Consider the following 17,633-nt stretch of genomic DNA (forward strand, 5'->3'; position numbering starts at 1 on the left):
ATTGGAGGTGGTAGCCCTTGGTCAAGTGGGGACGTATTCTAACAGCCATGGTAACCCCTTTTACTCCTGGGGGAGAACTCGACCTGGAAGGCGCCAAAAAGCTGGCTAAATATTTAATAGATCACGGCAGCGATGGCCTGGTGGTGGCCGGCACTACTGGGGAGTCGCCCACCTTAAGCCAGGAAGAGAAAATAGCTCTTTTTGCGGCAGTAAAGGAGGCAGTAGGGGACAGGGCTGCGGTCATTGCCGGTACGGGGGGCAATTCTACGGCGGCCAGCATTAAGCTCACCCGCGAGGCTGAAAAGTTAGGTGTTGACGGTATTATGCTGGTAGTACCCTACTATAACCGGCCTTCCCAGGAAGGGCTATACCAGCATTTTAAAGCCATTGCTGAATCAACTTCTCTGCCCGTTATGCTCTATAACGTGCCCTCCCGCACTGGTCGCAATATGGAGGCTGAAACCACTTTGAGACTGGCCCAAATTGATAATATTGTGGCCGTCAAAGAAGCCAGCGGTGACCTCGATCAGGTCACAGCCATCTTGCGCAAGGCTCCCCAGGATTTCCTGGTATATAGTGGGGACGATTCCATAACTCTGCCGCTGATGGCCATAGGAGGTTATGGGATCGTCAGCGTGGCTTCCCATGTGGTGGGAGAGCGCATGCAAGCCATGGTCCAGGCGTATGTCCAGGGGGATACGGCTAAGGCCGCGGCTATACACCAGGAGCTGTTCCCGGTCTTCAAAGCCCTGTTTATTACCACCAATCCCGTACCCGTCAAGGCAGCGCTCAACATGCTCGGCCTGCCTGGGGGACCGGTAAGGTTACCTTTAGTGGAGGCTACGACAGTAGAAAAAGAAAAAATTGCTGCTGCTTTACAGGCAGTAGGGTTAAAAGTTTAGGTAAAAAATACCAAAAAAGGATTATAGGCAGTTGCTGCTAGGTAGGAAATAAGCTATAATATAAATAGCTGGTTTTGAGCGGTGCAAGGAAACCGGGCCGGCAGGAGACGCCCGGTTTTTTGTTGGTCAAAAAAGCAAACGGAGGTGGATTGATGGCGGAAAACGAGCAAAAAGTTTCTTTGATCCCCTTGGGCGGCCTCGGGGAAATCGGCAAAAACATGATGGTCATCAAATACAGTAATAATATTCTGGTAATCGATTGCGGGTTGATTTTTCCTGAAGACGAAATGTTCGGCATCGATGTAGTTATCCCTGATATCAGCTATTTGATGGACAACAGGCATATGATCAGGGGTATTGTTGTTACCCATGGCCATGAGGACCATATCGGGGCTTTACCTTATGTTCTGCGGGATCTCAATGTTCCTGTGTATGCCACCAAATTGACCCTGGCTTTAATCCAGGCTAAACTTAAAGAATATGGATTAAACAATGTACGGCTGCACCAGGTCAAACCCCGGGATACTTTAAAGCTCGGACCCTTTAGGGTGGAGTTCTTACGGGTTAGCCACAGTATTGCTGATTCGGTAGGTCTGGCGGTCTATACTCCCGTAGGAACTATTGTCCACTCTGGCGACTTCAAGATAGATCATACACCTATCGATGGTGAAGTCTTTGATTTTTATAAGTTTGCCCAACTGGGAGAAGAAGGGGTCCTGGTACTCCTTTCCGACAGCACCAATGTGGAACGGCCCGGCTTTACCATGTCGGAGCGCATGGTAGGGAATACCTTTGATGAGGTTTTTCGTCAAGCTAAAGAGCGGATAATTGTGGCCAGCTTTGCCTCTAACATCCACCGTTTACAGCAAATAATCTCTATAGCCCATAAGTATAACCGCAAAGTAGCCATTGTAGGCCGTAGTATGGTCAATGTGGTCAATATTGCCTGCGAACTGGGCTATCTCACTATACCTGAAAAAACTCTGGTTGATGTGGAGGAACTGGCCCACCTCCCCAAGAATAAAACGGTAATCATTTCTACCGGTAGTCAAGGGGAGCCCATGTCAGCCTTGAGCAGAATGGCTATGGCCGAGCACCGGCAAATAGAAATAGTGCCGGGGGATACAGTCATTATTTCTGCCCTGCCTATCCCGGGAAATGAAAAGCTGGTGGCCCGGATAGTTGACCAACTCTTCAAACAGGGGGCTGATGTATACCACGAAGCCGAGGCGGGTATCCATGTTTCCGGCCATGCCAGCCAGGAAGAGTTGAAATTAATGATAAGCCTGGTCAAACCGAAATTCTTTGTGCCCATTCATGGAGAATACCGGATGCTAATAAAACATGCTCGCCTAGCCCAGGAGTTAGGTATACCGGAAGAAAATATTTTTGTAGCCGAGAACGGCCAGGTTCTGGAATTCACCCGGGACAGGGGTTATATTGCTGGGCGAGTCCCGGCGGGAAGGATTTTAGTAGATGGCTTAGGAGTAGGTGACGTAGGAAATATTGTCCTGCGCGATCGCAAACAATTAGCCCAGGATGGTATTCTCATCGTGGTCCTCACCTTGCACAAGGATACCGGCACCATTATGGCCGGGCCGGACATTGTGACCCGCGGCTTTGTTTATGTTCGGGAAGCTGAGGAATTAATAGAGGAAGCTAAATCCAAAGTTCGCCAGGTTCTGGAAAGGTGTGAGGAAAGGAGAATAACCGACTGGTCGACCATTAAGGCCAATGTACGGGATATCTTGGGCAAGTTCTTATATGAAAAAACTCGACGCCGCCCGATGATATTGCCGATTATAATGGAGGTTTAATAAAAAGTTTATTTAGCAGTTCATTTTAAGGCCTGAGCTCCATTGTGGGGTTCAGGCTTCTGTTTTTTAAAGCCAGCCTCATGTTCCAGCTCTATAAAGAGCATGCTATAAGAAAAGATAGTTCACGGGGGCGATGTTTTTGAAAGCGCTATGGAAGGGCAGTATCAGTTTCGGTCTGGTGAACATCCCCGTACAGCTTTACCCCGCCACCAAGAAAAAAGAAGTCAAGTTTAATTATCTCCATGCCCGCTGTCTAACCCCTATCAGCTATCAAAAACGCTGCCCTACTTGTGATCAAGTTGTAGCCAGCCAAGAAATTGTATGGGGTTACCAGTACGAAAAAGGCAAATATGTAATCTTTAAAGAAGAAGATTTTGAACAGCTCCCACAGGTAATAAAGAAAACCATCGAAATAATTGATTTTGTACCTGCAAGTGAAATTGACCCCATTTTTTTTGACAAGAGCTACTATGTAGAACCCCAAACAGGGGGGCAGAAAGCTTATGCCCTATTGCTACAGGCTATGGAGAAAACTCAGAAGATAGCCGTTGCTAAGGTTGTTCTCCGGACCAAAGAAAACCTGGCCGCTCTGCGGGTGCGGGATAACTTGTTGCTCCTGGAAACCATGTTTTATGCCGACGAGATTCGTTCCCCCCAGGAGCTCAATCTTCCTGCTGCAGGGGCTAACCTGGGGGAACGGGAAATTGCCATGGCTATTACCTTAGTAGAAAATCTGACCGCGCCTTTTCAACCGGAGAAATACGAGAATACCTACCAAGCTGTCCTGCGCGAACTGATTGAAACTAAAATAACCCGGGAAGAAGTCAAGGTGCCCCCGCGACCCGAAACAGGCAGGGTAGTCGATCTAATGGAAGCTTTAAGGGCCAGCATAAAAATGGCGGAAGAAACAAGGCGTGGGGATACCAAGACAAGGAAGAAAAAGGCGGCCCGGCAGAAGGCCTAGAGGGAAGAAAATGCTGGAGGAAAAAATTGTACCCATGGAACCGCGACCCTTTCCTTATCCGCCCAGAGACAAGAAATATGCTTTTCAAGTTAAATGGGACGGCGTACGACTGCTGGCTTATGTGACCCCCGAGGGGGTACGGTTGCAAAATCGGCACCTCAAAGATAAAACCGCCCAATATCCTGAACTGGCCAACCTGGGTTCCTTTCTCTTCGGGCGGGAAACCATCCTGGACGGAGAATTAGTCGTTCTCACTCCAGAAGGCAAGCCCAGTTTTGCCCGTATTATACGGCGGGATAATGCTACAGAGCCCGCCTTGATTAAACATTTATCCCGGGTTATCCCTGTAACTTATGTCCTCTTCGATATTCTTTACCTGGATCAGCAGGATTTACGTTCTCTCCCCTGGGATAAGCGGCAAGATATTCTATACCAAGCAGTGCGTCCCCATGAACACCTGCACCTAGCAGAAAATTTTACCGATGGTGTGCTTCTTTTTACAGCAACCCGGGAATTACAATTAGAAGGGATTGTGGCCAAAGACAAGGGAAGCCCCTACATTTCAGGTAAAAAGAGTTCCTTTTGGCTAAAAATAAAGCACCGACGTAGCTTAACTGCTTTGGTGGGGGGCTACACTGTAAAAGGCAACAATTTAAGCTCCTTATTATTAGGCGCCTATTCTGAGGGTCGGCTGAGGTATATCGGCCGGGCCGGCTCAGGTCTGGATGAAGAGGAGCGCCGCTTGCTGGAGGCCAGTTTACCCCAGCTCGCTGTACCTTTCTCTCCCTTTATGAACCCCCCGCGCTGGACGGGGCTTAAGGTAGTTTGGGTCAAACCCCTCTTATCAGTTTTAATAGAATTTAGCGAGTGGACCGAGGACTTGTTGTTGAGGGCACCTGTAATTAAGGGCTTTACATCTATTCCTCCGGAGGAGTGTGTCCTTTAAAAAGCTATGCAAGAATTCTGGTGCAGGATCAATGGCCGGGAGGTGAAACTAACTAACCTCCCCAAAATATTTTGGCCGGAAGAAGGTTTTACTAAGGCTCACCTCATAGAATACTACATTAAAATTTTTCCCTATATTAGGCCTCACTTGCAGAACAGACCCCTGGTGGTCACCCGTTACCCGAATGGTATTCATGGTAAATTTTTCTATCAAAAAAATGCGCCTCCTCATACGCCAGAATGGGTAGAGCTTTATCCGTGGTGGAGCAGAAGTGGCGGACGGGTTATCAATTTTATTCTCTGCCATAATCTAGAGACCCTTATCTGGCTGGGGAACGAAGCTTGCCTGGAACTCCATCCCTGGCTTTCTTCTGTTAATACCATTGACTTTCCTGACTTTGTGGTTTTTGATTTAGATCCGGCTCCCCCTGCCGGTTTTGCGGAAGCCAGGGAAGTAGCTCTGATCTTACGGGGACTTCTGGCAGAGTTCAAATTACAGGGCTGGGTAAAAACTTCAGGGGCCACCGGAGTTCATGTTTATTTGCCCGTAGAGCCCCGCTATACCTACCGACAAACAAGGGGGCTGGCCAAGAAAATAGCTGAGATGATTAAGGATACAATACCCGATAAGGTAACTCTGGAAAGATCGGTGCGAGAGCGAGACGGTAAAGTATATATTGATTACCTGCAAAATGTGCGGGGCAAAACCCTCTGTGCCCCTTATAGCCCCCGGCCTTTGCCCGGCGCTCCTGTTTCTACCCCTGTAGCTTGGGAGGAGTTAGAAGATATCGAGCCCCTCCAGTTCAATTTGATAACCTTACCCCAACGCCTGAAGGAAAAGGGAGACCTCTTTGCCCCGGTTTTACAGGTGCGGCAAAGGCTGGAACACGTTTTATCCGTGGCTGTTCCCGCACACCTACGCCTTCAGCAATGGTCTGGGCCAAGGCTTTAATCTTTTCCGGTGGAGCGGCCGCACCAGAGATTAGATGGAGCATGATCAAATTCATTTCCTTAAAAAGTCAAATTAAGCTCTAAACCTGGAATAACTCAGCTCGATCTCACTTGAATCTCTCCGCGTTTCTAGTTAACATGGTTATGCTCAGCTTGTCAGAATCAAGGCCGTTCTGCGCCCCAGCCCTTGGGTGAAGTTGAGAGTGCGTACTGGAGGTTGAACCAGGATGAATCTTGTGGAAAAAGTGCGGCAGTATCTAGCTCAATTCCCCTATGGGATTTAGTTAGCCAAATAAGGGGGTGACAGCTATCAAAACCCTCGTTATTGCCGAAAAGCCTTCGGTGGCCCTGGACCTGGCTCGGGTCTTAGGGTCTTTTCGCCGCTATGAGGGCTATTTAGAGAGTGACCAGTACTATATCTCCTGGGCCCTGGGCCACCTATTGGAGCTCGCTGAACCGGAGGACTATGACCCGACACTCCAAAAATGGTCGCTGGCTCAACTGCCCTTTATCCCGGAACAGTTCAAGCTTAAACCCATAGATAGCGGTAAAAAGCAACTGGCGGTGTTAAAACATCTGATACAATCTCCCGAGGTAGGTATGATAGTTAATGCCTGTGACGCCGGCCGGGAGGGAGAATTAATTTTCCGGCGCATTTATACCTGGTGTAACTGTAATAAACCTGTAAAGCGCCTGTGGCTTTCTGAGGCTACGCCAGCAGCTGTAAGAGAAGCTTTCCAGCGTTTGCGCGACGGCCACGAGCTGGACAACCTGGCGGCAGCGGCCGAAGCACGAGCTCAGGCCGACTGGCTGGTGGGTATCAATGCTACCCGCGCTTTCACTTGCCGCTATGGGCAATTGTTTTCCGTGGGCCGGGTACAGACGCCCACCCTGGCCCTGGTAGTGGACAGGGAACGAGAGATCCGGAACTTCCGGCCGGAGGAATACTTCGAGCTATGGGTTACTTTCCAAAAAAGTACAGGCGAAACTTACCGGGGCAAGTGGTTTCGGGATAAAGAGGACCGGTTGAAAAGCAGGGCAGAAGCTGAAGATCTGGCCAAGCAGGTGGGTCTGAGCGGCCTGGTGGAGACGGTGGAACAGAAAGAGGTGCGGGAGCAACCGCCCCAGCTCTTCAACCTCAACGACTTGCAGAAGGAGGCCAACAAAAGATACGGCTTTACGGCCCAGAAGACCCTGGACGCGGCCCAGGCCCTGTATGAAAAGCATAAACTTCTGACCTATCCCCGCACCGACAGCCGATATTTGCCTTCGGCCCTGGTCCGGGATACCCTGCAAAAACGTTTGAAGGCCCTGGCTACCACCGCAGAGTATGCCAAGCTGGTACCTGAAGCCTTACCCCGGTTGGGAAAGCGTTACATAGATGACAGCAAAGTGAGCGACCACCACGCCATTATCCCTACAGACCTTAGGCCTGAACTGCAAAACCTGACACCCACTGAGCGCCGGATATACGATTTAGTAGTACGGCGCTTTCTAGCCATCTTTTATCCCGAGGCCAGGTACGGAGTAACTAAGGTCATCACTGTGGCCGGTAAAGAAAAATTTATCTCCCGGGGAAGAGTAGAGCTGGAGCCGGGGTGGAAAGGAGTATATAACTTTCAAGAAGAGAAAAAGGAAGATACCGAAGAGCAATCCCTGCCGCCTCTCCAGGAGGGAGAACCGGTAGCCATCCGGGAAACCGAGATCAAGGCCAAACAGACCAGGCCGCCCCAGCGCTACACCGAGGCCTCTCTCCTGGCAGCTATGGAAAACGCTGGCCGCCTGGTGGAGGACAAAGGAATGGCGGATACCTTAAAAGCTGCGGGCGGTATCGGTACCCCGGCCACCAGGGCGGCCATTATTGAACGGCTTTTGGAGGTAGGATATCTCCGGCGGGAGAAGAAAACCCTGGTGCCCACAGCTAAGGGCGAAGCACTTATTGACCTGGTACCAGAAAGTGTAAAGTCGGTGGAACTGACAGCCCAGTGGGAGGAAAGGTTGAAGCGCATCGAAGAAGGAACGGATAAGGCCGACTTATGGCTAGCCGGCATCAAAGACTTTACTGCTGAGGTAGTTCAAAAGGTAAAGGCTCAGGAACCCGGGACGGCGGTGAAGGCCGGCCAAGTAGTGCTGGGCCGGTGTCCCCTTTGCGGCAGGGAAGTGGTGGAATATCCCAGGAGCTATGGCTGCAGCGGGTATAGAGAAGGCTGCCGGTTTGCTATCTGGAAAGAAATCGCCGGCAAGAACATAACCCCGAGACATGCCGGGGAACTTTTGCAAAAAGGCAAAACCAGTGTCATAAGAGGCTTCAAGACCAAAGATGGTAGGAGTTTCGCTGCGGCCCTTGTGCTGTCTGAAGAAGGAAGAGTTAACTTTATGTTTGCGGAAGAAACTTCCAAGCACTGCAGGCGGTGAGGATGCTTGCTGACCGGGTAAAGACTGTATGTTTATCCCGGCTTTTTTCCATACTAAAAGGGAAAGTTTTTAAAATCTCCTTGCTGGAGGGTAGCCCTATGGAGAACCAAGAGGTACAGCCTGAAGCCAAAGAGCGTGGACAACGGCGGCAGGTGGCGGCCAAACCGGCGAGTAAAAGATTGGAAAATATTAAGGAATTGGGCCAAATGAGCGTCCCCGACGTTAAAAGCGAAATTCATTGTCTGCCCATTGTGGGTCAAATCGAAGGCCACCTAGTCTTACCCCCGCAGAACAAGACCACGAAATATGAGCATATTATTCCCCAGCTGGTAGCAATCGAACAGGATCCGGACATTAAGGGCCTACTTGTGGTCTTGAATACTGTAGGCGGAGACGTAGAAGCAGGGCTGGCTATTGCCGAAATGCTGGTAAGCATGTCCAAACCGGTGGTGTCTTTAGTTTTAGGCGGCGGCCATAGCATAGGGGTGCCGATTGCTGTGGCAGCTAATTATTCCTTCATTGCGGAGACTGCCACTATGACGGTACACCCCATACGCCTGACGGGCCTGGTGATCGGGGTACCCCAGACCTACGAGTACCTCGACAAAATGCAAGATAGGGTGGTACGCTTTGTTACCGAGCATTCCCGGATTTCCGAGGAGAAGTTTAGGGAGCTCATGTTCAGAACCGGCGAACTCGCTCGGGATATAGGTACCGTACTGGTGGGAAGAGACGCGGTAGAAGTAGGTCTGATAGATGCTGTGGGCGGCCTATCCCATGCTGTAAATCATTTAAAAAGGCTAATTGCTGAAGGTGTCCCTGGTCCGGGGGGGCTCCATTAATGATCATATATAGTCCTATGGTACCGGAATTGATCTGGGAGGGAGCTGACCAGTTCTGGCTCAACTACCAGGAGATAAAGATGGGACGATTGACTTTATTGATCGAGCCTTTAGGCTTTCACCAGGCCAGGGTTGTTCGCCTCTTAAGCACTAATCCGGCAGACTACCTATACAGCCCCTACCAGCCGGGCAAAATTATCAGTTTTATCCCAGGCAGTATTGATTAAAGGGGAAAGCAGCAGGAAGGAAAGAGCTGTTTTTTTTATGACTTGCCGCGACAAGGAATTTTTTTGCCCGTGTAGAAATAGTAGCTAGCTGGGGGGATGGAAAATGCCGCCTACTAAAACTTTGACCAATAGGCTTAAAAATGAAATATTGGGAGTCATCCTGCTGGCCTTAGCCCTTCTCTTCGCCGCAGGATTATATATCACCGCAGTGGGATGGGCTGCCCCCAGCGCCAGCATCGGCGCCGTGGGGCAGTTTATGGTCCGTGTTTTGCAAGGTTTAACGGGTCAGGGAAAGTTTTTGGTGCCCCTTTTCTTTGGTTTGTGGGGTTTAAGACTTATCATCGGCAGGCAAGGGCGGGATTTAAATACACGCCTGCTAGGAACGCTGCTATTTATTTTGGCACTGCTCAGCGGATTGCACCAGCCTTACCTGACCGGGCGGGGGTTTAAAGAGGTTTTAGCCGTGGGCTTGGAGGGCAGCGGAGGAGGACTTATTGGCGGCTTGTTATCTATTATTCTGGGAACTATCTTCGGCCGCATCGGTACATGGATTATTTTAAGCGCCATCAGCTTAATTGCTTTTCTACTCTTTACAGGTGTCTCCCTCTCCAAAGTGATATCCTCCCTGGGCCACTGGTGTATTGCAGCCGGGCAGAGCTTTAAGACATGGCTGGTAAATTTCCTTTATACTGAAGTAACAGTAGAGGAAGGAGAGAATACCCAAACCCGAGTTCCACCTGTTGTGAAACCAGAACGAGAAGTGGTACCGGTAATCGTGGACAGCCGTCCGGCCAATCCGGTAGTAACACCGGAGGTTAAAGAGGAGCCAGTCCAGGCTAAGATTTATCCGGACACCCCGCCTCCTCCTGCGTTAGAGGAGGAGAGCAAGCGGCGCCGTCGGCCGCGCAGTGTCCTGCCCCCTCCAGAAGAAGTTGGCTTGGAAGAAGCAGGGGTAGAGGCAGGAAATTACTGGAATTACGTTTTACCTCCCCTTAATTTATTGCATAAACCGGTGAGGGTGAAAAACCCGCGTTTAGAAAAAGATATAGCTGAGCGCATCAAAATTCTCGAAGATACTTTAGACAGCTTCGGTGTTAAGGTAAAAGTAACGCAGGTGAGCTGTGGACCTGCTGTTACCCGCTATGAGGTACAGCCCGCTCCCGGTATTAAGGTCAGCCGTATCGTCAGCCTAGCTGACGATATAGCCCTAAGCCTGGCGGCGCCCCAGGTGAGGATAGAAGCGCCCATACCGGGAAAAGCTGCTGTGGGTATAGAGGTGCCTAATAAAGAAGTGGCAGTGGTCTATTTACGCGAGGTTTTGGAAAGCCCGGCCTTTGCCGAATCCCCCAGCAAGTTGACCTTGGCCTTGGGCAAGGATATTGCTGGTAACCCGGTTATAGCGGACCTCGCTAAAATGCCCCACCTTCTTATTGCGGGTGCCACAGGTTCCGGTAAAAGTGTGTGCCTTAATGCTATAATCTGCAGCATGCTCTTTAAGGCCAAGCCCCATGAACTAAAATTTCTCATGATCGATCCCAAAATGGTGGAGTTGACACAGTATAACGGTATTCCTCACCTTATAGCTCCTGTGGTGAGCCATCCCAAGAAAGCGGCTGCGGCTTTACACTGGATGGTAAACGAGATGGAAAAGCGCTATGAACTTTTTGCTGCCACGGGAGTAAAAGATATCTCTCGCTATAATCGGTTACAACAAAAGGAAAATAATGGTCAAGGGGCTTTGCCTTTAGTAGTGGTACTCATAGATGAGCTGGCCGATCTTATGATGGTAGCACCGGCGGATGTGGAAGATGCCATCTGCCGCCTGGCCCAAATGGCCAGGGCGGCGGGTATTCACTTAGTTGTGGCTACTCAGCGCCCGTCAGTAGACGTAATTACTGGCTTGATCAAAGCCAATATTTCTGCTCGTATTGCCTTTGCTGTATCTTCCCAGATAGACTCCCGGACCATCCTGGATATGGCTGGCGCAGAAAAGCTTTTAGGGCGAGGCGACATGCTCTTTTTACCCACGGGCGCCAGCAAACCTATCCGCATCCAGGGAGTTTATGTTTCGGATCGCGAAGTGGAGGATCTGGTAACCTATATTAAGCAACAAGGCCGGCCGGAATATGATCCCGACTTCTTGAAGGAAGAAGAGCAGTTATCTTCTGAGGAAAATGGTGGTGATGAATTGCTTCCGGCGGCAGTACGGGTAGTATTAGAAACAGGCCAGGCTTCCATTTCCATGCTCCAGAGGCGCTTGCGAGTGGGGTATGCCCGTGCTGCTAGGCTTATGGATATGATGGAAGCGCGCGGCTTTGTAGGTGGCCATGAGGGGACAAAACCGCGAGCAATTCTCATTAATTGGGAGGAATACCGCCGAATTTTTGGTGAAAATGCCGATACTTAAAGGGGAGGATTTTATTAGGTCCATGTCGAAGAACCAAAAGGAGTAATTTTGCCCAAGGGGAAAATATCAGGGGTGGAGCTATGGGGAAAATTGGTGAGGCACTACGAAAGGCCCGGGAAGAAAAAGGTATTACTTTAAGACAGGCAGAAGAGGCTACTAAAATTCGCCTTAAATATTTGGAAGCCCTGGAGAGGGAAGATTACAGCCAGATACCAGGTCGGGTGTATGCTATTGGTTTCCTGCGCAATTATGCCCGTTATTTGGGCCTTGATTGGCAACCCTTAGTTGAAGAATTAAAAGCAGCGTTACCGCCCGAAGAGGAAGAAGAATATAAAATCAGTCCTTCGCCCTCCGAGGAGAGCCAGGACAGGCCGAAAAAGGGCATCTGGCGCTGGTTCACCGTCCTCCTAGTATTGTTATTATTGTGGGGTCTTAATCAGCTGTATAACCGGGCCAGGCCGACTCCGGACACTAATCTGTCGTCGTCTCCTCCTGCGGCGGAAAATAGAGGGGAAACCCCCTCTCAAGGTCAGGTATCGCCTCCTACCCCTGTTCCTCCTTCTCCTCCTCCGCCCTCAATAAGCGGAGTCGAAGTTAAGGTATACATCAAGGAAAAAGAATGCTGGATTGGGGTTAAGATAGATGGAAAGGATAGCTTTTCAGGATTGTTAAAGGCCGGAGAGACAAAAACCTTTCGCGGTGATAAGGAGATAACCCTTACCTTGGGCAGCGCCGGCGTAGCGGAAGTAACGGTAAATAATCGGGTGCTTCCGCCCCTAGGCAAAGTGGGAGAAGTGGTTACTAAGACCTTTACCACTTCCCGTACGCCTTAATAAGCTAACTACAGAAGTAGAAAGGAGAAAAATAAGAGCATGTAATGGCTAAAGTAGTTCTAATCACTTTGGGTTGTGCTAAAAATGAAGTGGACAGCGAATATATGCTGGGGGTACTAGAGCAGAGCGGTTATGAACTGGTAGGTAGCCCAGAAGAGGCGGAGGTTGTTATAATTAACACCTGTAGCTTCATTAGGGCGGCCAAGGAAGAAGCCCTGACCACCATTTTAGAGGTGGCCAGCAGGCAGCAGGGACCTTACCCTTATCTTATAGTAGCGGGTTGCCTGGCTCAACAGCACTCCCGGGAGCTTTTTCAGGAATTACCGGAAGTGGCGGCTTTTATTGGTCCAGGTGCCATTCCGCGGCTGCCCCAAATAGTGCACAGAGTGCTTCAGGGCGAGCGTTTGATTGATGTACCGGATCCTCGGGAAGAAAATTTAAGAGGGCTACCCCGTTTAAGGCAGGAAAAGGGTCCCACGGCTTACCTTAAAATAGCCGAAGGCTGTAATAACAATTGTACCTACTGTACCATACCCCAAATCAAAGGTCCCTACCGCAGCCGGTCGCAGGAAGAAGTGATAGCTGAAGCAGAATTTTTAATTTCCCGCGGAGCCCGTGAATTGGTGCTGGTGGCTCAAGATACTACTGCTTATGGTATAGATTTATACGGGCGCTACGCTTTGCCGGAGTTGCTGAAAGCCCTGGCCCGGCTGCCTGAAGTCAGATGGCTCCGCCTTTTGTATGCTTATCCTATCAGGATAACGCCAGAATTAATTGAGGTTATGGCTGGCGAGGATAAAATCTGTGCTTACCTAGACCTTCCCTTACAACATGCCCACCCCGAAATTTTGCGGGCTATGGGAAGAGGCAATAGCCAGGAGGCAGCACGTAAGGCTATTGCCAGGCTGAGAAAATACCTGCCGGACATAGCTCTGCGCTCTACCTTCATGGTCGGCTTTCCCCGAGAAAAGGAGCCTCATTTCCGGCAGCTCCTGCAATTTTTGGAGGAAATTCGCTTCGACTGGGTGGGAGCCTTCACTTTTTCGGCGGAAGAAGGTACGCCAGCGGCAGCTATGCCCGGCCAGGTGCCAGAAAGTATTAAACAAAAACGGTACGAGCGCTTATTGCGCCTTCAAGAGGGAATTACCCAAGAGAAAAATTCTGCCTGGGTGGGGCGGGAAGTAGAAGTTCTGGTGGAGAAGAAAATATACTCTGACCACGGGGAGATATTCGTAGGGCGTAGCTTTCGCCAGGCACCGGAAGTAGACGGAGTGATATATGTTAAAGGAAATTGCCGTCCGGGGGAAATGGTAAAGGTGAAATTAACCGCAGTACAGGATATCTATGACCTGGCAGGAGAGGTTGTATCTTAATCCATTAGAACCAGGTAATTACTAAGGTTTAAACAAAATAATTTTGCTATAATTGAAGGTGCTACCCCAAGGAGGAGTGTTACCTTTGTTTTTGCAGGGTTGGCGCCTTCATTTTATTTTTTTAGCCTGTATTTTGAGCGTGGGTCTCTTTTTCGCCGGACAATTCGCTTACCAAGAATTTTTCCTGGAAAAACCGTTACGGGAAAAATTACAAGCCGAACAGGGAGTACAAGGGGTTAGGATGGAAAGAGCCGGCGATGTTGAACAAGTGATTGTAGAATTGGGACCGGTGGAGAACTTGGAAAAGACGTACCTCAACGTGAACAGGGTTTTGCACCAGTTTTACCGCCAGGGTGCGGTACAGCTGATAATACGGGATCAGCGTTCCCCTGCCCTGGAACAGGCATGGGAAAAAATCCAGTTTGCGATTTATGAGGCAGCAGTTCGCGGCAATTTTACGGCCATGGCTAAAGAAGTTGAAAGGGAAGCTAATGAGCGGGGAGTACGCTTAAAGCTGGATATGGACAGAAACTATATTTACGTCGCCTTATACCAAGGATCCAATTACCTTTATGAAATAGTACCGCGGGAACCTCAGGGTAAATTTTTGAGCTCTGGAGGTGAAATTAGCGGTGCTTAAAGAGTGGTTGGCCGGCAGCGCCATTGGCTTATTAATTTTTTTGTTTTTTAAAGGCTTTGATATAACTCCTTTGCTTTTGCTCGGGGGTATAGGGTTCGGATTTTATTGGTTATTGGAGAAAAAGGGCTTGCTTGCTGCCCGTAATTATGAACCTTATTCCCCCGAGGGCACCATTACTTTTGAGGATATAGGCGGGCAGGCTATGCCTATTCAAGAATTAAAGGAAGCGTTAGAGTTTTTGATACGAAGCGATCAGGTAAAGACCATGGGCATAAGACCCATAAAAGGCATTCTCTTAAGCGGCCCGCCCGGTACCGGGAAAACGCTAATGGCCAGGGCAGCGGCAACTTATACGGATGCAGTATTCCTGGCGGCCAGCGGGAGTGAGTTTATCGAAGTTTATGCTGGGGTTGGCGCCCAGCGGATAAGAAGCCTCTTTCGCCGGGCTAGGGCGTTAGCCCGCCGGGCGGGTAAGAACCGGGCTATTATTTTCATAGATGAATTAGAAGTTTTGGGGGGTAAGCGGGGAAGCCATTCTTCCCATTTGGAATATGATCAAACGCTGAATCAATTATTAGTGGAAATGGATGGCCTGGAGAGCAGCGAGGGTCCTCAAATTTTGGTTATCGGTGCTACTAATAGACCGGATTTACTGGACCCGGCTTTGCTCCGGCCCGGTCGCTTTGACAGGCATGTTAAGGTAGAATTGCCGGACCGGGAGGGGAGGTTGCAGATCCTGAAATTGCATACGGCCAACAAGCCCCTGGCCCCCGATGTGGACCTGGAAGCTATAGCCCGGGAAACCTTTGGCTTTTCCGGCGCCCACCTGGAGAGCGTGGCTAATGAAGCGGCCATTCTGGCCTTAAGGGCTAACTCCCCGGTTATCCGGCAAAAACATTTTCAGGAAGCAGTAGACAAGGTAATGCTGGGAGAAAAGCTGGGCCGGAAACCCGGCAGGGAAGAACTTTACCGCCTGGCGGTGCATGAGGCCGGCCATGCGCTGGTGGGGGAATTGGTTAAACCTGGCTCTGTAACTCACGTAACAATTGCTTCCCGCGGCCAGGCCTTGGGCTATACCAGGCAAAGGCCCGCCGATGATGTTTATCTTTATACCAGGGAATATTTGGAAGGACAGATCTGTATCTGCGTGGCCGGGGCTGTGGCCGAGGCCCTGCTCTTAGGAAGTCGAAGTACGGGCTCGGTAAATGATTTTAAGGAGGCCGTCCGCCTGGCTAGGGTTATTATTACTTCTGGCCTCTCAGAACTGGGCGTAGTGGCCGAGGAGAATTTGACTAAAGAACAGATTCATCGGGCTACTACAGAAATTATCAAACGCCAGGAGGAAAGAGCGGGAGAACTCCTGCAATACCATAAGCACCAGCTAAAGGAAATTGCAGACCAGTTGGTGAGGGAGGAGACCCTTAAAGGAGAGGCTCTACACTCCATCCTTACAGCAGGAGCCAGGGCTTCTTGAAAATTCCTGGCTCTTTTTTTATATTGCTAACAGGGGAATGTTAGGTTATGCTAAAAAGGCCGGAGGAGAGGACTATGCGCTTGTTTATCGCCATAACTTTTTCTCCAGAATTAAACTCCCGTCTGGCAGCCCTCCAGGAGGAACTTCGCCGTTGCCAGGCTGACGTGAAATGGGTAGAAAAAGAAAACTTTCACTTGACCCTGAAGTTTTTGGGGGAAGTTCAGCCAGAAAAAGCGCGAAAGCTGGGGGCCGCTTTGGAACGGGGGACCAAGGGTTGGGGAGAAATGTTGGTTCAGTTTAAAGGTACGGGTGTTTTTCCGAGCTGGTCGAGGCCCCGGATTATTTGGGTTGGTATTACTACTAATCCTTCATTATTAAATTTATACCAGCGCCTGGAACAGGAATTGATCTCCCTTGATTTTTCCCCAGAGCCTTTCACCCCGCATTTGACTTTGGGGCGCCTGCGTTCGTCCCGTAACTGGCCTGCTTTGCAGAAGAAATTGCTAGCCTGGCAGCTGGAGTTTTGGGGCGAGGAGCGGGTAGATCAAATAGTGCTCATGGAGAGCCATTTAACACCTAAAGGTCCGCGCTATTGTATCAAAGAAACTTTTCCCTTGACTTAGCGCTAAAATTTTTTCTAAAATGGAAATAGTAACCTGGGGGAGGAGCCTAAGGGTGGTAGTATCAGAAAAACAGAAGATGTTGGAACATACTTTAAACCTGATTGAAAAGCATTTCGGTAAAGGTTCCATAATGAAGCTGGGCGAAGCCAGCGCGCGCCTCAACGTGGAAGTGATACCTACTGGAGCCCTGCCGTTAGATCTGGCTCTAGGAGTAGGCGGAGTGCCGCGGGGGCGTATCGTGGAGATATTTGGGCCGGAGTCTTCGGGCAAAACAACAGTAGCCCTGCACATTATAGCTGAGGCTCAGAAACAGGGGGGTACCGCCGCCTTTATAGATGCCGAACACGCCCTGGATCCCTTTTATGCGCGCAATTTAGGAGTGGACATAGATAACCTCCTGGTTTCCCAACCGGATACGGGGGAACAGGCTCTAGAGATAGCCGAGGTTCTGGTTAAAAGCGGGGCTGTAGATGTAATTGTCATAGATTCCGTAGCGGCGCTGGTTCCCAGAGCAGAATTAGAAGGGCAAATGGGCGACGCCCATGTGGGACTCCAGGCGAGGTTGATGTCCCAGGCCTTAAGAAAGCTGGCAGGAGTAGTATCCAAATCGCGCACAGTGGCCATCTTTATTAACCAGTTGCGGGAGAAGGTAGGAGTATTATTTGGTAATCCGGAGACCACTCCGGGAGGTAGGGCTTTAAAATTCTATGCTTCAGTTCGACTGGATGTGCGCAAGGTAGACAATATTAAGCAGGGAGCTGAAATTATCGGCAGCCGCACCAGGGTGAAGGTGGTCAAAAATAAAGTGGCTCCTCCTTTCCGGCAAGCGGAATTCGATATAATTTATGGCCGCGGCATCGACAAAGAAGGGTGTCTTATCGACCTTGGGGTTGATTTGGGGGTAATCAAGAAGAGCGGTACTTGGTATTCTTTTGGGGAAGAGCGCCTGGGACAGGGGCGAGAGGCAGCCAAAGAGTACCTGCGCCAGCACCGCGAGTTGGCAGCCACTATAAGTGAGCAGGTGAAACAGAAGGCCAGCAGCAATATGGGTGCTCTGATTATGAAGACAGAGGAAGTTACCACTGAGTAGACCTAAACCAACTTGACAGTAGTAAAATGAAGTAATACAATACCATCGAGGGAAACTAGGTGTAGGCTCACTACCAAGTCCTTGACATAAATGCACCTTAATTATTATTTGCTTAACTTATAAAAAGTTG

General features: G+C 49.9%; 15 protein-coding genes. All 15 read left to right on the forward strand.

Annotation, left to right across the window (positions count from 1 at the left end; genetic code table 11):
* Nucleotides 1-17 precede the first annotated feature (17 nt).
* The 15 genes from dapA to recA all read left to right on the forward strand — a co-directional run bounded on the left by dapA (nt 18) and on the right by recA (nt 17,503).
* Nucleotides 18-902 (forward strand): 4-hydroxy-tetrahydrodipicolinate synthase, encoded by an 885-nt coding sequence (gene dapA, locus AC1BI1_RS02525; RefSeq protein WP_476715692.1) that lies wholly within the window; start codon nt 18-20, stop codon nt 900-902.
* 152 nt (nt 903-1,054) lie between these two features.
* On the forward strand, nt 1,055-2,719 hold the full coding sequence (locus AC1BI1_RS02530; protein WP_476715693.1) for a ribonuclease J: 1,665 nt from the start codon (nt 1,055-1,057) through the stop codon (nt 2,717-2,719).
* Between the two features lie 139 nt (nt 2,720-2,858).
* On the forward strand, nt 2,859-3,683 hold the full coding sequence (gene ku, locus AC1BI1_RS02535) for a non-homologous end joining protein Ku (RefSeq protein ID WP_476715694.1): 825 nt from the start codon (nt 2,859-2,861) through the stop codon (nt 3,681-3,683).
* A gap of 10 nt (nt 3,684-3,693) precedes the next feature.
* Nucleotides 3,694-4,629 carry a non-homologous end-joining DNA ligase gene (gene ligD / locus AC1BI1_RS02540; RefSeq protein ID WP_476715695.1) on the forward strand — a complete coding sequence of 312 codons (936 nt, stop codon included), beginning with the start codon at nt 3,694-3,696 and terminating at the stop codon, nt 4,627-4,629.
* Nucleotides 4,630-4,635: 6 nt separating this feature from the next.
* Nucleotides 4,636-5,580: a non-homologous end-joining DNA ligase gene (gene ligD / locus AC1BI1_RS02545; RefSeq protein ID WP_476715696.1), complete on the forward strand. Its 945-nt coding sequence runs from the start codon at nt 4,636-4,638 to the stop codon at nt 5,578-5,580.
* Nucleotides 5,581-5,879: 299 nt separating this feature from the next.
* The gene (locus tag AC1BI1_RS02550) at nt 5,880-7,994 is read left to right on the forward strand and encodes a DNA topoisomerase III (RefSeq protein ID WP_476715697.1); all 2,115 of its coding nucleotides are present in this window, start codon (nt 5,880-5,882) and stop codon (nt 7,992-7,994) included.
* Between the two features lie 98 nt (nt 7,995-8,092).
* On the forward strand, nt 8,093-8,836 hold the full coding sequence (locus AC1BI1_RS02555) for a ClpP family protease (RefSeq protein ID WP_476715698.1): 744 nt from the start codon (nt 8,093-8,095) through the stop codon (nt 8,834-8,836).
* Nucleotides 8,836-9,063 carry a YlzJ-like family protein gene (locus AC1BI1_RS02560; RefSeq protein ID WP_476715699.1) on the forward strand — a complete coding sequence of 76 codons (228 nt, stop codon included), beginning with the start codon at nt 8,836-8,838 and terminating at the stop codon, nt 9,061-9,063. The genes AC1BI1_RS02555 and AC1BI1_RS02560 overlap by 1 nt, the downstream gene beginning before the upstream one ends.
* Before the next feature lie 103 nt (nt 9,064-9,166).
* Nucleotides 9,167-11,470: an FtsK/SpoIIIE family DNA translocase gene (locus tag AC1BI1_RS02565; protein ID WP_476715700.1), complete on the forward strand. Its 2,304-nt coding sequence runs from the start codon at nt 9,167-9,169 to the stop codon at nt 11,468-11,470.
* An 80-nt stretch (nt 11,471-11,550) separates the two neighbouring features.
* Entirely contained in the window at nt 11,551-12,303 is a 753-nt protein-coding gene (locus tag AC1BI1_RS02570) for a helix-turn-helix domain-containing protein (RefSeq protein ID WP_476715701.1), read from the forward strand.
* 44 nt (nt 12,304-12,347) lie between these two features.
* Nucleotides 12,348-13,676, forward strand: a complete 1,329-nt coding sequence (rimO, locus tag AC1BI1_RS02575) for a 30S ribosomal protein S12 methylthiotransferase RimO (protein ID WP_476715702.1) — start codon at nt 12,348-12,350, stop codon at nt 13,674-13,676.
* Nucleotides 13,677-13,761: 85 nt separating this feature from the next.
* On the forward strand, nt 13,762-14,316 hold the full coding sequence (locus AC1BI1_RS02580; RefSeq protein ID WP_476715703.1) for a hypothetical protein: 555 nt from the start codon (nt 13,762-13,764) through the stop codon (nt 14,314-14,316).
* Nucleotides 14,309-15,790 (forward strand): AAA family ATPase, encoded by a 1,482-nt coding sequence (locus AC1BI1_RS02585; RefSeq protein ID WP_476715704.1) that lies wholly within the window; start codon nt 14,309-14,311, stop codon nt 15,788-15,790. Before AC1BI1_RS02580 ends, AC1BI1_RS02585 begins: the two co-directional genes overlap by 8 nt.
* Before the next feature lie 47 nt (nt 15,791-15,837).
* Nucleotides 15,838-16,413, forward strand: coding sequence for an RNA 2',3'-cyclic phosphodiesterase (thpR, locus tag AC1BI1_RS02590; RefSeq protein WP_476715705.1), 576 nt, complete (start codon nt 15,838-15,840; stop codon nt 16,411-16,413).
* A gap of 76 nt (nt 16,414-16,489) precedes the next feature.
* The gene (gene recA, locus AC1BI1_RS02595) at nt 16,490-17,503 is read left to right on the forward strand and encodes a recombinase RecA (RefSeq protein ID WP_476715755.1); all 1,014 of its coding nucleotides are present in this window, start codon (nt 16,490-16,492) and stop codon (nt 17,501-17,503) included.
* Nucleotides 17,504-17,633: the final 130 nt, after the last annotated feature.

Source organism: Thermanaeromonas sp. DSM 22490 (genome assembly GCF_056378755.1).

Coding starts and splice junctions, on each gene's coding strand:
- AC1BI1_RS02565 (WP_476715700.1), top strand. CDS start 9,167: ATGCCGCCTACTAAAACTTTGACCAATAGGCTTAAAAATGAAATATTG.
- ligD (WP_476715696.1), top strand. CDS start 4,636: ATGCAAGAATTCTGGTGCAGGATCAATGGCCGGGAGGTGAAACTAACT.
- recA (WP_476715755.1), top strand. CDS start 16,490: ATGTTGGAACATACTTTAAACCTGATTGAAAAGCATTTCGGTAAAGGT.
- thpR (WP_476715705.1), top strand. CDS start 15,838: ATGCTAAAAAGGCCGGAGGAGAGGACTATGCGCTTGTTTATCGCCATA.
- AC1BI1_RS02555 (WP_476715698.1), top strand. CDS start 8,093: ATGGAGAACCAAGAGGTACAGCCTGAAGCCAAAGAGCGTGGACAACGG.
- ligD (WP_476715695.1), top strand. CDS start 3,694: ATGCTGGAGGAAAAAATTGTACCCATGGAACCGCGACCCTTTCCTTAT.
- rimO (WP_476715702.1), top strand. CDS start 12,348: ATGGCTAAAGTAGTTCTAATCACTTTGGGTTGTGCTAAAAATGAAGTG.
- AC1BI1_RS02570 (WP_476715701.1), top strand. CDS start 11,551: ATGGGGAAAATTGGTGAGGCACTACGAAAGGCCCGGGAAGAAAAAGGT.
- AC1BI1_RS02560 (WP_476715699.1), top strand. CDS start 8,836: ATGATCATATATAGTCCTATGGTACCGGAATTGATCTGGGAGGGAGCT.
- AC1BI1_RS02530 (WP_476715693.1), top strand. CDS start 1,055: ATGGCGGAAAACGAGCAAAAAGTTTCTTTGATCCCCTTGGGCGGCCTC.